13 protein-coding genes are annotated in these 15329 nt (G+C 54.7%); 12 read left to right on the top strand and 1 reads right to left on the bottom strand.

The window, feature by feature from the left end; all coding sequences use genetic code 11:
• Nucleotides 1-52: 52 nt before the first annotated feature.
• The 6 genes from Q8902_14105 (at nucleotide 53) to Q8902_14080 (ending at nucleotide 7508) form a co-directional block, all read left to right on the top strand.
• Nucleotides 53-442, top strand: coding sequence for a hypothetical protein (locus tag Q8902_14105; GenBank protein MDP4200693.1), 390 nt, complete (start codon nucleotides 53-55; stop codon nucleotides 440-442).
• Nucleotides 443-571: 129 nt separating this feature from the next.
• Complete coding sequence (locus tag Q8902_14100) at nucleotides 572-1315, top strand: RNA polymerase sigma factor (protein MDP4200692.1); 744 nt, start codon at nucleotides 572-574, stop codon at nucleotides 1313-1315.
• A 13-nt stretch (nucleotides 1316-1328) separates the two neighbouring features.
• Nucleotides 1329-2558, top strand: coding sequence for a hypothetical protein (locus Q8902_14095; GenBank protein MDP4200691.1), 1230 nt, complete (start codon nucleotides 1329-1331; stop codon nucleotides 2556-2558).
• 52 nt (nucleotides 2559-2610) lie between these two features.
• A complete protein-coding gene (locus Q8902_14090) occupies nucleotides 2611-3297 on the top strand; it encodes a hypothetical protein (GenBank protein MDP4200690.1) in 687 nt (228 codons plus the stop codon).
• Nucleotides 3298-3386: 89 nt separating this feature from the next.
• Entirely contained in the window at nucleotides 3387-5666 is a 2280-nt protein-coding gene (locus tag Q8902_14085) for a BatA domain-containing protein (GenBank protein ID MDP4200689.1), read from the top strand.
• A 132-nt stretch (nucleotides 5667-5798) separates the two neighbouring features.
• Nucleotides 5799-7508, top strand: a complete 1710-nt coding sequence (locus tag Q8902_14080; GenBank protein ID MDP4200688.1) for a hypothetical protein — start codon at nucleotides 5799-5801, stop codon at nucleotides 7506-7508.
• A gap of 144 nt (nucleotides 7509-7652) precedes the next feature.
• Here Q8902_14080 and Q8902_14075 read toward each other — a convergent pair whose 3' ends face one another.
• Nucleotides 7653-9053 (bottom strand): hypothetical protein, encoded by a 1401-nt coding sequence (locus Q8902_14075; GenBank protein MDP4200687.1) that lies wholly within the window; start codon nucleotides 9051-9053, stop codon nucleotides 7653-7655.
• A gap of 698 nt (nucleotides 9054-9751) precedes the next feature.
• On the opposite strand from Q8902_14075, the gene Q8902_14070 reads away from it, so the two are divergent.
• The 6 genes from Q8902_14070 (at nucleotide 9752) to Q8902_14045 (ending at nucleotide 15327) form a co-directional block, all read left to right on the top strand.
• A complete protein-coding gene (locus tag Q8902_14070) occupies nucleotides 9752-10411 on the top strand; it encodes a hypothetical protein (protein ID MDP4200686.1) in 660 nt (219 codons plus the stop codon).
• 166 nt (nucleotides 10412-10577) lie between these two features.
• Nucleotides 10578-12317 carry a sialate O-acetylesterase gene (locus Q8902_14065; protein ID MDP4200685.1) on the top strand — a complete coding sequence of 580 codons (1740 nt, stop codon included), beginning with the start codon at nucleotides 10578-10580 and terminating at the stop codon, nucleotides 12315-12317.
• Between the two features lie 72 nt (nucleotides 12318-12389).
• Entirely contained in the window at nucleotides 12390-12929 is a 540-nt protein-coding gene (gene nuoE, locus Q8902_14060; protein MDP4200684.1) for an NADH-quinone oxidoreductase subunit NuoE, read from the top strand.
• A 9-nt stretch (nucleotides 12930-12938) separates the two neighbouring features.
• Complete coding sequence (nuoF, locus tag Q8902_14055; GenBank protein MDP4200683.1) at nucleotides 12939-14306, top strand: NADH-quinone oxidoreductase subunit NuoF; 1368 nt, start codon at nucleotides 12939-12941, stop codon at nucleotides 14304-14306.
• 17 nt (nucleotides 14307-14323) lie between these two features.
• On the top strand, nucleotides 14324-15031 hold the full coding sequence (locus tag Q8902_14050) for a succinate dehydrogenase iron-sulfur subunit (GenBank protein MDP4200682.1): 708 nt from the start codon (nucleotides 14324-14326) through the stop codon (nucleotides 15029-15031).
• The gene (locus tag Q8902_14045; GenBank protein MDP4200681.1) at nucleotides 15031-15327 is read left to right on the top strand and encodes a hypothetical protein; all 297 of its coding nucleotides are present in this window, start codon (nucleotides 15031-15033) and stop codon (nucleotides 15325-15327) included. Before Q8902_14050 ends, Q8902_14045 begins: the two co-directional genes overlap by 1 nt.
• Nucleotides 15328-15329 lie beyond the last annotated feature (2 nt).

The following is a 15329-nucleotide window of genomic DNA, read 5'->3' as shown; positions in this document are numbered from 1 at the left end:
CGTTGTGTCTCTGTGGCTACATTTGCCGGTCGAGTTGAAAAGTTGATTTCCAGTGCGTATGTGCCGCCTGACGTGTCTCTCAACCGCTCGCGATTGTGTCTTTATCGGCATGATGGCAATGGAATACAGCGGTCACCTCTACTCAGATGCAGTGCATTACGCAATGACGAACGCGATCTCTCGCGGCGATACCCTTCCGACGCGGATCGATAGTTTATGGGAGTTGCTCTACGGGCTTGGTCCGTCCATCCCCAAAGCATGGAACACGCTATCGCGTAGCAGTTTGGAGCGCGGCGAGCGATCCATCGATCGGGTTGTCTTCGAGCTCTCGAATGATGTCGCGTATTCGATCGATACCGTCCGCTATCACGTGCTGAGTTCGGTGTTGCTCGTCGCGCTGACGATCAAGCAAATGATGCCGGGCATTCGGGCCGATTGCTAGAGTGAGTTCTTTTCTTAAAGAATTTTCAGAAATGAATAGCCAAACCCTTGCCGGTTGTAACGGAAGGACTTTCTTCTGTGTCCTTAAAGTATCGGGTGCAACGCCAGCACCCACCTTTAGCCACCACGCATGTCGTCGCGTAACGAACCGATCGTCCATTCGGAAGAGGAATCCGCGCTTATTGACGCCTTCATTCGAGGCGGTGAGCGCGAAGCCCTTGCGGGATTCAAGTTTGTCTATTCCCGGTATCGCCAACGCGTGATGAGCTACTGCGTCTATTATATGCACTCGCAGACGCTCGCCGAAGATGCGTTTCAGGAAGTCTTTAGTCGCGTGTATTCGCGGCGCGCCCAACTTCGCGAGGCCAAAGCCCTTAAGAGTTGGCTGCTGCTGATTACACGTTCGGTTTGCCTGAATTCGCTTCGTCAATCGAAATTCACGCCGGAGTTTGTATCGACGAGCACATTTGCCGATGGCGAGAATGCGCCGATGACTCTGGACTCGCCGGGCGATCCCGCCGAGACGCTCCAGGCTGACGATATGCTTAAGACGATGCTCGCGCGCATTGCGCCGATTTACCGCGAAGCATTCCTCATGCGAGAATTCGAGGGATACGATTACGATCAGATCGCCGAGTTGACTGGCACGACGGAAATGAATGTCAAGGTGCGAATCACGCGTGCCAAAAAGCAACTCCGCCAGTTGCTCGCGCCGTATTATGGATCGCAGGCAAGCCGAGGCAGCGTGCGGCGAAGAAGTCCGAGACGCTCGGACGCAGAGCCGGCGAATGATGAACTGGTATCAGAAGCTCAGGACGAACAGGTGTCAGAAGTCCAAGATTATGACTTACCGAACTTAGGACTTAGCAATTAGAACGGACGAGAAGATGAAAGTCTATCAAATCGAAGACACGATCATCGCTTATTTCGATGGCCGGTTGAACGACAGCCAAAGCGCCGAGCTGATGCACCGCGTCTCCATCAGTCCGGAGATTCGCGAGATCTTCACCCAGCATGAGACGATGCGCCGCATGGCGACACGGGCTGCACGCAACGTATCCGTTTCACCGAATGTCGAAGCTGCTGTTTTCGCCGAAATCGCGGCCCTTCAACGGGAGGAGCGTCGGAAAACGCCCGCTGGGTTCTGGTCAATTCGCCGGGGGGCAATGGCCGCGGCTATTCTTGGCATCATCTCGATTGGGCTCGCGGAATCGTTCGATCGAGAGTCCATCGTCGTCCCGGCGGCCGTTCAGACAAGTGCCTATCAGAATCCTTCTTCCGTTGCAACTGCGACAGGCAGTCCAGTTCAGAATGCGAATGCGACGTCCGTGACGCCGGAAGCTGCTACGCTTGCCGTGAAGAATATTTCAAAGAATCTGGTACGTTCGAGCCAGCACTCATCCGTGGGTATCCCGGTGGTCGCCCCGTCCTATGATGTGATGCCCGCGAGCGGTTCGGATATAAAGGACCGGGAGATTGCTTATACGGCAATGCCGCGCGAAACACAGGCCGAGCATATACAGCCGCCGGGCATTATCGCACATAGCATTGCCGATCTTGCGATCGCGCCATTGGATGCGATGTCGCGGTATGAAATCGGTATCGAGACGTCAACGCAGTCCATCACTCCGGCAAATGCCTTTGCGGCCGGTCCGCTTCAGGATTGGGTGCTGCACGCGGCGTATGCGCTGGATGAGCACGATTTGGCCGGCGTCCGAATCGAACGTGGCATGTTCGGTTCGCTCACGGTTGATCAAACTGCCAGTACCGGATTCAATGAGTTTGCAGCATCGATGGAGCCGACCTGGTTGACGACATATGAAGTGTATTATACGCGGCGTTTGTCGGTCGATCGGGGTCTGTTCCTGATCGATGGCAGCGTGGGCGCTGGCTTGTTCTCTGGAGGGAATTTCATGGACGTGAGCGCCGGAGTGCGCATCCCGATCGCGGAGCATTTCCTTGCCGGCGCAACCTGGTCGCTGACGCGACGCCATGAAAATGGGCAGACAAAGCAAGAGTTGCTTTCGTCACAATCCGGGCCCGCCATTTATGACGGCCCCGATATCCACAATACCCTGCTCAGCCGCATCGAGTATGGGCTGTCGTACCGGTTCTAATGACGTGTAACTGCAGAGACAAAATAGTGTCTCTATGCGTGGGAGCAATATTATGAGTGTCAAGAGATTATTACTACAGAGTGACCGAGTCCGGATGTCAGTGCTGACTGGCATCGTCGGAATGCTGACTATGCTCGGAGCTTTTTCCGGATGCAGTCAGATTGCCGACCCGAACCCGCAGGCGCCGAAGGCGGAGCAGAACGTGAAGAACTACTACATTCTTCTCGAAGCGCCGAATATGGTGTATCACTACAATTTCGCCTCGCGTGATCCATACCTGCCCGCCAGCGATATGCTAACCATGGACATGAAAGGATCGGACCAGAACACCACTTATCAATCGATGCCGGTCTGGACTTGCCTGTGGTCCTATGCCACCGCTGGCCAGCCACGTCCATGGTTCTATGCGCTTTCCGATACCGAAGCGGTTGGTCTCGGCATTGAGATGTACGGCCAGTATACCGATTCGTGGGTCGAACTCAAAGCGCCGCTCTCCTCTGGCGCGACATGGACCTTCACCTCACAAGGAGAGTCCGTCACCGCAACTGTTGCCAAGTACGGTGTATCGGCGACTGTCAATGGCAAGTCGTACGATGATGTGGTCGTCGTGGATTACAAGGGCGCTGCCGGTACGACCGGCACGACCTGGTTTGCTCGCGGCATCGGGACCATCTACTCCCATATCGAGCGCCCCGGGAATGAAATGATGGACCTGAAATTCCAAAGCAAAACGAATTAATCCATTGGAGAGTTGATAGTGGATAGCGGATAGAGGAGCGCGCGAGATACGCGATTCACTATCCGCTATCCACGATCAACTTCCTGCGGGTGACCTTTCTCAATCCTCTCTTTCTCATCGGACTTGCGGCATCGGCGTTGCCGGTGCTGTTCCATTTGTTCGCGCGAAGGAAATCCCGCCGAGTTGAATTTAGCTCGCTTCGGTTTCTGCAAAAGCTCGAGAAGACCTCGATGCGAGCCGTTAAGGTCCGGCAGATATTGCTGCTCATTGTTCGGACCCTGCTCGTGACCGCTGTCGTGCTGGCGTTTGCTCGCCCGGCGCTGCGCGGATACCTTGGCGGATTTTTTGGCTCCTCACATGCGAACACCTCCATGGTGTTCCTGATCGACAACTCCGCCAGCATGTCACGTTCGGACGATCGCGGTGAACTGCTGAAGCAATCGAAGGAAGCTGCCATATCGCTCGTCGGTGCCCTCGGTGAAGGAGACGAAGCCACGATCATTCCGCTGGCTTCGATCGAGCGCGGTAAGGAGTATCGACCCGTCCATACCAAGCGAGAGGTATTGGCGGAGATCAACGACGTGCACATGGCGGATCGCGGAGCAACATTGCCGGATGGACTACGCATGGCCAGTGCGGTGCTCGCGCAGTCGCATAATGTCAACAAAGAGGTGTATCTCTTCAGCGATGCGCAGGCCCGCAACCTAAAAGAGACTCAAGGTGGACCGGCTGGAGGCACCCTCCCCCAAAGTGACACCAGCAAAGCGATGAAGCTCTTTGATGCTTCGACCAAGTTCTTTACGATGACCGTCGGACAAGGCGAGCGGTTGAATGGACGCAATCTTTCGCTCGATTCGCTGAAGCCGGTAACGACCGTCTTTGAGCCGGGCCGGCCAATCAGTTTCGAAGCGTGGGTGCGCAACACCACAACCGAGGCCGCGTCGAACGCTGTTCTCTCCCTGTTCTACAATGGGGATCGGGTCGCCCAAAAGACCATCCCGGCCATTTCGGCCAATGCGACCGAACGTGTCGAAATTCAGGGACCGCTGCGCGGGTCAGGGCGCGTGGCCGTGCGAGCCGAATTGGAGCCGGACGCATTGCCATTCGATAACGCGCGATTCGCTGTGATCGATGTCCCGTCATCTCGGCGCATTGGCATCTTCACGCAGGACCCGGGGAGTGCGACGTTTGTCACGCTTGCACTATCGCAAACGCTCGTGCAATCGCAGACCGGAATGCCGTTTACAACCGAAGTGCGACGCATGCAGGAGTTGCGGAGCCTCGCATCGTTTCCCGATCGCTACGATGCAATCTTCGTATTGCTCGGTCCAACGACGCTCGAAGAGGCCGACCGTGCAGCACTCAAATCGTTTTTGGCTTCGGGCCGTGGCGCCGGCATTTTCCTTATGCCGGGTCTCGACATTGCTGCCGCAAGCAAGGACATGACCGCACTCGGTTTGCCGCAAATACTTCGTAAGGACGGCACTCCGAATGATGCCACGCATTACCAGAGCTTCGCGCAGTTCGATTTCGCGCATCCGTTTTTTTCCGGGATGTTCGAAGCGATTTCCACAACGGGCGGCGCATTGCGCGGAATAGAATCGCCGAAGGTGTTCGAGTCCTATGCCGTGCAACCGAACATCGGTCTCGCGCTCATCAAGCTTTCGAATGGCGCGCCGTTCCTCAGTGAGATCCCGACCGGCAAAGGCGACGTGCTGCTCTTTGCCGCGCCGCCGACGATGCAGTTCAGCGATCTGCCGCGCAAGAGTATTTTCCTGCCGCTCATTCGCCGCGCGGCGGCGTATGCCAGCGCGGTCCACTCCCGCGCTGACGAAAACGTCGCCGAGCGATTTGTGACGACCGAGCCGTTCGATGTCGATCTCTCGCCACTTGCAGGAGTAGGGAGTGCCAGCGGCGGGCAAGGCGTCGTGGCTTCGACCGTGCTGATCAAAGCGCCGGACGGCACGAGCGAGCGAGCGCCAGTCGTGACGAGCGCCGAGGGCCGCTCGCGAATCCATGTGGAGCACGCAGTCGTCGCTGGAAATTACACAGTCTATCGCGATGCCGAAGCGCGCGAGCCCATTGGCGCGTTCGCGGTTAACATCACGAGCGACGAATCGGATTTGCGCGCAACGTCCGACAAAGACATGCAGGCTTATCTCGCAGCACGCATGACCGGCAGCGTGGGCGCTGGACCGCGCATCACGCAGCTTGCGCCCGGTGCCAAAGACCTCGCCAAGATCGTCGATCAGTCCCGCTACGGTGTAGAACTCTGGCAATCGCTTCTCATGGCAGCACTGATTCTCGCGATCATCGAACTGATTATCGCGCGGGAGGCCAAGCCGGTGCTGGTGGCTGCGAGGGCATAAGCTCCCCCTCCTACGAAGCGAAGCGGAGAAGGAGGGGGCTGGGGGGTGGTCCTCTTTCGAACAGGTCATAAATCTTTCCCCGTACATTTGCAGCCAGATGTTGTTACTAATTTGGGTTTCATGAGTCATCAAATGATGAAGCTGTTGCTGTTCTTGATGGCGCTCCTTTTTGTAGGAGGGAAAGCCAGCGCCCAATACCGGCCGCAGCCCGGCACGCCGGGGGAGTTCGACACGATCATTCTTCAAAAGGCTCAAACAAACCAAGTGGGGATTGGAGTTATCGGATCCGTGCCCGGACCCGATGGTTATAATCGATTACTAGTCAGGGGCTATCCGGACAATCCGAACGCTATCTATATGGTACGAAGCGGTCCAGGTTTCGACCTGCGGAACCGGGGGACAAAGCTCAACCTGCCTTCTATCTCTTCTCCCCTTTTCGGACACTTTCACTCGACCAAAATCTATGATATGCTGGTCCTCAACGGAGGACTCAACTACATCTATTGGGCAGATTCGAACGGATCATACGACAGCAATCGAACCGGCTTACTTGTAATGAATTTGAGGTACTGGAACCATGATACCACCATAGAGAAAGACACAGCGTTTGGCGGTAGTACTTTGGACCTCGCTACTCCATACATTGCACATCTCACGAGTGATTCACTAGATGACTTTATAGGCGTCTCTACCTATACATGGTGGCCGAGAGGCGTCCACCCTGATAGCAATTTCTGTTTGCTCTATAAGGCGAAACCAACTACGCATATGGGCAGAGACACAATTTGGAACGATGATCTTGCCTATTATTCCGATGACATGAAGTCAACTGCCAGTCGAGGGGCCGTGTGCGCAGATTTTCGGGGAACCGGCCGAAAGGACTACCTCGCATTCGTTAATACTGGTTTGACGGCGAAGGGTGTGTTACTCTATTACCGTAACGATACGCCATTTAATCTCTCACGATTCGCTCAGGCGATCTTGTATGACACTTTGTTCGCACCTTGGCAAAACCCGGAGATGTTTATCCGGAACGATGCCGATGCCTGGTATTTGACTGCGGACCATATACTCCCGAAGGCGCCAGGCGATAGCTCGGTTGATTTTTGCGGGGCGTTCATACGGAGTGATGACAACCAGTCCTATGCCCAGTACAGTGCAAACATCTGGAAGGGCGGCCCGAATTTCGGTTCGCACAGACTCTTTGCGAAGGACACCGACTTTTGTGTTAGAAGCCCACAATCCAATATGGACTTCTTTGGCACAATGGATGACATGGGCGATTTGACCGGTACAGGAAACAACGTGGTCTATAGCTCCTTGCTTGATTTCAACCAAGGTGGCAACTTATTTTATGTGATGGGGCAGGCCGCCGATTCAAGGCCAGACATGATCGTCAACTGGGGGAATTCCTTTGATAGCATAACAGCGGATGGCGACAACATGGGCGACCTGTTTGCTACGGGTGCTCTCCCCGGACCAACTTGGGCACCTGACACGGGCTCGCTGGGCATCATTCACGGCACGCGAAAAATTCCGGTGAAGCTCAACCCTCGATGGGCTTCGGTTGCTCCGGCCATCATGAGTGGCGATTCGATTGGTCTTGCGCCGAATCCATGCTCGCTACACAGTGTGGTGACATGGGAATCGGCATGCTCGGGATCGGTAAAGCTGCATCTCTATGACGCGCTTGGCCGCGAGGTCTTTCACGAAACACGCGCCACAACGGGGAGCCTCGAGAGCTTCAGCCTTGACCTGCCACGGCTTGCCTCCGGTGAATATTATCTTGTTCTCGAACAGGAGCCGTGTACCCGTATGGCGCGATTAGTAGTCGAGAATTAGCCGGTAAGGATTCGATCTCGGTCGAATCGGCTCGGTGATGTCATTAAACCTTCCGCACCCCATGGACTTCAATCGGTGCGGGAGGCCAAGCCGGTGCTGGTGGCTGCGACGGCATAAACACTTTCACTGCGCGTTCTAATCGGTCTATCCCTTGACGAATTTCAACGGAAGGTTTCCTATCAAAAGGAAATACGGGCCGGGTGGCAACGCTGCAAGATTAAAGTGGAGGAGTCCATTCTGAGGTATTGCTTCGATTCTCAAAGTGCAGCCGAGGGGATCGACTATGCGTGCAAGACCGATTTGACCGGCCGGATCGACAGTCAATTTCGTTGACGCAGGATTTGGATAGAACTGTGGTATTGGTGACTTGCTGTGAAGAGGATGTTGCTCCACTGCGGCTGGACCTTCCGAGTAGTGATACAGCCATGTTGCTCCATCGCGACATGTCAAAACAAATCCGTTCGTCGGACTCACCCACCGCATTGCGCAAATCGTATCGCCCGCGAAAGTAGTGCCATCGCGGTACCAAGTCGCACCATTATCCGAGGTATAGAACATAGAATCGACAATGTTGGACAGGATTCCGTTGTATTTAGGAATACCACCGTCGGCACTGCTCACGAGATCCCTGTTGAGTTGAGGCACACGCCCAACCGCCAGCCAAAGAATGTCCTTCCCTGGGTTGGCCATCCGCCATACGCGGCCATGGGAGACATCACTAACAATCTTCCACGTAGCCCCATCATCTGTTGATTCCAGGTAATCGTCAATGCGTCCGGCCTGCTTATTCATAGTGTCGATTCGTCCGCCTGTCAAGAAGAAGTGGCCAGGCTCGTAGCCTTTGACAACGGGAGAAAAATTGGCCCATTGTCTTGGCCACGAAGTCGAATCGATAGGCCGGGTATATGTCCAGTGTCCTCCCTGATCGGTGCTGTGCGCGACAAGACTATCGAACCATGTTAGGTACGGAATCGCAAAGAACTCTCGCGTTGTGACAGCGATAGCGCCCGAGGAGCCATCAAGCGTATTTAGCGGTTCGCCAACCGGCAAAAAGTGCGCTCCGCCATCGCCCGTTAGCCAGAGTTGCGACCCTGATGTAATAAACCCAGTATCTGGCGTAGGCCACCCAAGACAATTGCTGGTCGGAAAATGGAGAGGAGTGTTATTAGTGTCCTCTGGATGGATGATGTACCAACTGGGGTGCCAGGGAAATGAGATATGATCGATCTCACTCTCACCCATGGTGAAAAAATGAGTTTCGAGCGTGTCGCGGACACTGAAGGCTTGATTGAACAAATACGAACCCCCTTGACCGCCGCGAGCCGTTGAGAAAAAGGTTCGGCCTCCGTCAGTCGTCAAGTGGACATTTTGGTCGAAGCCAGCCGTTAGAACGAAGCCATAGAGTGAATCGCCAAACGCGATATCCATAGGCCCATAGGAGCTCACCTTCGTCTTCGTCCACGTTCCCTTCGGCTGCGCCGTTAGTGTTGCAGCCGAAAGGGAAATAGTGACGATGACCAAAACAAAGGCTTTTGAAAATGCCATGTTTATCTCCTGTTGACAGAGAACATCGACATAACCAGCTTGATGGCCGATCAGTCCCCTAACAGCTCATGCCACTCGATTCACGCTGCGAGCCGCGTGTCGCGCGGGCGCGGCTGAGTTGGAGCGATAGAATCCAAATCCTCCGCCATCATTAAACCATCCGCGTACAACCGCGTCGAAGGAGTATCATATTCGGGGTAAGGAGAATACATTCTCCAACTGGTCCTAAGAACCCGCTCCAAGAAATTGGGGCGGGTTTTTTCTTTTCGGGATGAATTATATTTCGCATTCAAAAGCAATAAACTTATCCACAAAAGTGAAGTGACTATATAGAATTATGATATTCATGCAACACCGAGAACTTCGAACCTTGTTATTAGGGTGAAGTGGGTCGCTTCGCAAAATATGAAATATAAATTATGAAATATGAATATTGTATGAATTCTGCGGTCGAGTATATAGGATTTTGCTGTTCATGCAACACCAGAGGGGTCGAACAACGTTGTAATAGATGGAAGGGGTACTCTTCACTTAACTTCCGATTCGGTGAACTGGGCTGCAGGATAATTACCTGCACTACTTGGGACTGGCGGAAAAATTTAAGGGCTATCTTTTCGGTCGCGGAGCCGGGCGAGCCCAATCGACCAGTACTGCGTTACGTTAGTCAGGTTTCGGGTGTTGTAATAGGGACGATACGTATGAAAAAGCCGCTCTTCGTTCACAGTGTCACGGTCTTGCTCCTGCTGGTGCCATTCTCGTTGCGTGCGCAAACTCCACTTTTGGATGGATTTGCCGATCAACCATTTGGCGAGGCATCGGTTGGCGTGACGCCATATCACAGGCCGCCGCTGGCGCACTACCGTCTGCTGTTCGGCGCAGGCGGAAATGCGGGACTCGCCAGCATAGCACCACTTTCGACAATCGGCGTCGCAAGTTATCAGATGGGGGAGAGCACCCATGGTCTCACCGATCTTTTCAGCGCGGCATTTCATTCGAATACGTCACGTGGCGGCTTCCCGCGCCGGTCGTTCGATGAGTTCGATGTACTGTATGGTTATGCCGTGGATGAAGAAGTTGCACGCTACGAATCCGAGCCACGATTTTTCCACGCATCACTGTCCGCGGGTATTGGTCTCAACACTTACACCACGCGCTGGCGTCGGTTCCGTCGCGGCTTTGTCGATACGACGCAGGTGCAGCAACCAAACACGTTTGATTACGCTATCGGCTTTCCTGTTCAGTTAGCGGCGACATACGAGCCATTCCGCTTTGTTGGTATCGGTGCATTGCTGTTCATCAATGTCAATCGCATCTCGCCAAATTATGGCGGGGCTGTGGTGCTCGAGGCGCGGTACTAATAGCGCACGTCATTGCGAGGAGGCCGAAGGCCAACGAAGCAATCCCTTGCACGAAGTCCGATTCGTTTCCTGAACGAGATTGCTTCGTCGTGCTTCGCACTCCTCGCAATGACTGGTTTGGGCTCGACTTCCATACTTGTGCTTTTTCCTTTCGTAAATTTGCGTGATGCGTCATAAGTGGACTCTCGTCATCGGTGTCGTTCTACTGCTCGGAGCACGAGCCGCTGCGCAGGTGCATTTTATTTCGCCGCTCGCGCGAGGCATTTTGCAGGTCCATGGCGATCACGCCGACCTTCGACTGCACGCGCTGATTCCGCCGTCGTATCAGCACTTTCGTATCAAGCTCAGCTCGGATAAGGATACGAGTAGTCCTTTCTATAATCAGGACACGGTATTGGTGCAGAATGGCTCTGTTGACACGCTGATTACCGTTCCAAAATCACTACGCAATTATACGTTGTGGTGGTTTGCGGATTCTGCCGGCTCGCCGCTGCTTGGCTACGTGCCGGGCCTGACACCGGGACATATTATCGGCATCGCCGGACAATCGAACGCTCAGGGATTCTGCTGGGACATGTTCGAACAGGCGGATGGTGACATCCGGATGCTTCGAAATGATACCGTGTGGCAGCACGCCTTCGAACCTACTGGTAATGAGGCTGGCGGGCCATGGATCGTCATGGCGAACGAACTCTACAAGCTGATCGGTGATACGTTGCCGATTGGAATTGTAAATGTGGCGGCAGCAGGAAGCGGCATTGTCATACCAGGCGATGGAGGACTTTGGCAGCGAAACAGCATGAATCCGGTTGACAGCTCACATTATGGAAGCGCATTGCGGCGTTTCTATGCCGCTGGCGGGGAATTGGAGTGTCTATGCTGGATTCAGGGCGAGAACGAGGCCTACTTTGCACCCTATCTTCAAGATCCAGCAACGTACCGCGCCGCATTTCAGGGATTGATGCGCGATCTGAGGCAAGATCTGAGCGACACATTCCAGATATTCCACCTGCAGGTCGGAGGAGTAGTCAACTTGGTGGCCCCGTGTTTTCCGCTAGTTCACGAGGCGCAGCGTTCGCTACCTCCATCTATTTTGGCCGGTACGGCACTGGGTCGTTCCGTCGGAGGCGACGGAGTCCATTACGACGTTCCGACGCTCTGGGCGGTCGGTGATATGTTCGCCGATGCAATTCTCACCGAGCGATACAGTCAATCGCGTCCAATGTATCCTCCGCTTATGCCGGACTCCGTGGCATACATAGATTCGATCGCTGATGGCAGTATTCCTGGTCGCTATTGCTTCTCGCTCGGCTGGACACGACGCGGCAAGTCAGTGAAGTTGATGACCGCCCATGCCGCGCAATGTTTTGCACTCGCAAAGGATGGACAAATAGTCGATACGTCAAAAGTATGGTTCAGGCTTTCTAGTGATTCAGAGCGCGTGCTACTCGGACTTCGGGACGAAGCTATAAGCCTCGATCACCAATGGAGCATTACCTATAATGCAACGGCCGGCGCGGATCAAGCTCCCATTGCGACGATCGAGCAAGTCAGCGGCGATACGATCTTCGGGACGGCATTCTACAATCTACCTGTATCGCACGCTGCGGCGCCGCAACTTTCAGTTCGTGACCCTTCGATGAGCGATCCTTCCGCATTCAGTATTGTGCCATGGCAAACGGCTGGTGGGTTTGTGTGCGATATCCTCGCATCGAAATCCGAGGAGATCACAATCGAACTTCGGGACACGCGAGGTGCGCTGATCTCACGCTCGCTGACCGCCGCGAAGCAAGGCCTTCAGCAGGTATTCATTGCGACCGATGGGGTCGCATCCGGAAATTATTGGATCGTGTTATCGAGCACGAGTGGCAAGCAAGCAATCGAGAAAGTTGTGATTCTCCACTAATTGTTTGTACAAAGGGGGGAGCCACACCGGAATTATTGCTGTTTGGCACACCGAAGAAACACAGACGAACGGATGGCAATCTTTTCAAACGAAGAACTTCAGGAGTTTACAGAGCTTCAAAAACGCTACGGCAAGCCAGCCGCGACCTTACTCCCGGTCCTCTGGCGCATTCAGGAAAAACGAGGGTGGATCGATAGCGACGCGATGGAAGAAGCCGCCGCGATCTGCCAGGTGCCGAAGAGCCACGTCGAAGGCGTCGTGCAATTCTACACCATGTTCTTCGATAAGCCGATGGGCCGCTTTCACGTGCAGGTCTGCACGAATGTCAGTTGTATGCTTCGTGGCGGTGAAGAGCTCTACAATCACGTGCGGCAGCAGCTTGGGATCGAGAACCACGGGCGCACTGAGAACGGTATCTTCTCGCTTGAAGAAGTCGAGTGTATGGGAGCTTGCGGCGGCGCACCGATGATGGCGCTCAATGATACCTTTTATGAGTGCGTGACGACAGAGGAAGCCTCTAAGGTCCTCGCCGAAACCCAGCGCGCGGGAGTCAACCCCAAGCCGAAATTCGTCGCCCAACTCCCAGAGCTTTCCGAAGCAGCTAACCGATAACGACTGATTATGGCGGACAGCCCGAAATTAATCCTTCCTGACGTTCCCGGTCTCCGCAATATCGAGACCTACATGCAGCATGGCGGGTACGGCGAGACACTGCGCAAAGTGTTCACGATGTCGCCCACTGCCGTTACGGATGAAGTCAAGAAATCCGGACTTCGCGGCCGCGGCGGCGCGGCGTTCCCAACGGGACTCAAGTGGAGCTTCATGCCGAAGGGCAATGAAAAGAAGAAATACCTGCTTGTCAATGGTGACGAGTCCGAACCAGGCTCCTTTAAGGACCGGCAGATTTTCGAGTTCAATCCGCACCAGATGATCGAAGGCATTCTCATCGCGAGCTACGCGATGCAGATCGATCATGCCTACATTTATATTCGAGGCGAGTACGAGCACTGGATCAAGATGGTCCGGCAGGCGGTTGCCGAGGCGTACGACCGTGGTGTCGTGGGTCCGCGTATGAAGGACACCTTCAAGCCCTCGGGTGATGGCATCGCCTATTCCGTGGACATCACGGTGCATAAGGGCGCGGGCGCATATATCGTCGGTGAAGAGACGGCGATGATGTCATCCCTCGAAGGTGACAGAGGTTATCCGCGCGTCAAGCCGCCGTTTCCTGCCGCCTCAGGTCTTTGGCATAGCCCGACCACGATCAATAATATCGAGACCCTCGCCAATGTCCCGGTGATTCTGAAGATGGGCGGCGACGCCTATTCGAAGATCGGAGATCCGAAGCATCCGGGTACACTGCTTTTCGGTGTCAGCGGTCACGTCAATAAGCCGGGTGTGTACGAGCTTCCGACGGGCACGACGCTGCTCGACATCATCAATAAGCACGCGGGCGGAGTGCCGGGTGGCAAGAAGATCAAGATGGTGATTCCGGGCGGTTCCTCCATGCCGCCACTGCGAGGCGAGCAACTCGAAGGCGTCAAGATGGATGCCGAGAACCTCAAAGCTGCTGGATCGGCCATCGGCACCGGAGGTATCATGGTGATGGACGAAGATACCGATATCATCAAGGTACTCACACGCATCTCAAAGTTCTATGCGCACGAATCCTGCGGTCAGTGCACACCATGCCGTGAGGGCACTGGTTGGCTGCTGAAGATTCTCCAGCGGTTCGAGCAAGGCAATGCCCGCGAAGAAGATATTGATTTACTCCATGATGTCGCGTTCAACATCGAGGGCCGCACGATCTGCGCGCTCGGTGAGGCCGCGGCCTGGCCCGTCCGGTTTACCGTCGAGCGATTCCGCGAGGTGTTTGAACAGCGAGTGAAGCCGGGACTCAAGATCGGCAGCCCGAACCGCGTACATGCGCTTCGCAAGGGTGGCCTCGAACCGGTCCAGATCCACGTGCCCATGGTAGAACGAGTTTAGATAATAGACGATCCTCAATGACTGCAACCTTTCGCATTCAACGGTACAATCCTGAAAAGGATGAGAAGCCATACTTCAAAGACTACACGCTCAACGATCTCGATGGCACGGTCCGCGTGCTCGATGCACTCCATGAAATCAAATGGACGCTCGATGGTACGCTGACCTTCCGCCGTTCGTGCGCGCACGGGATGTGCGGCTCGGATGGAATGCGGATCAACGGCCGCAACGGCCTGGCCTGTGCAATCCTGCTCAAGGATATCAATACGAGCAAACCAATCGTGATCGAGCCGCTGCCGTATCTGCCGATCATCAAGGACCTCACGGTCGATCAGTCTGACTTCTTCAAGAAGTACGAGATGACCAAGCCGTGGCTCATCACCGAGAGTGCGCCGCCGCAGATGGAGCGCCTGCAATCATACGATGATGCAGAGCTGCTGATGGAGCCGACCAAGTGCATCATGTGCGCCTGTTGCACAACGAGTTGCCCATCGCTCTGGGCGAACGAGAATTATCTCGGACCAGCCGCGATCCTGAAAGGCTTCCGATTTGCGTTCGATACGCGAGATGAAGCACCGGAGCAACATCTCGCCGCGCTCGATTCGCCGGACGGCGTCTGGCGTTGCCACACGATCTTTAACTGCGTCGAGGCTTGCCCGAAGGAGATCAACATTACGTGGCACATCTCGCAGACCAAGAAGAAGCTGGTGCAAATGGAGATGTAGTGATCAATCCATTCCACGAAGAGAACTTTAGCCGCAATTTGGCCGGCGTGCCATCGCTCATTGTGGGCGGTGCAATTGGCATTGGGATTGCGGCTGCTATTTTCGGACTATCACACTCTCAGGTTTCAACCGCTGGCGAATTCTTCGCGGTGATCAATCTTGCAATCTACGCCGACTTCTATCACAAGTCGATTACATCGTCCATGCCAGTTTCGCGCTTTGTGCTTGCCGCATTTGTCTCGGCGATTCCTGCAGCCTTCGTTCTTGGGTTCTTGTCGAGGTACGCGCCGTTTTGATT

It is taken from the genome of Bacteroidota bacterium (genome assembly GCA_030706745.1).
In the GTDB taxonomy this organism is placed as follows: Bacteria; Bacteroidota; Ignavibacteria; order Palsa-1295; family Palsa-1295; genus PALSA-1295.
Note: the sequence above shows the minus strand (reverse complement) of the source record. Positions and strands in the feature narration are given on the sequence as shown.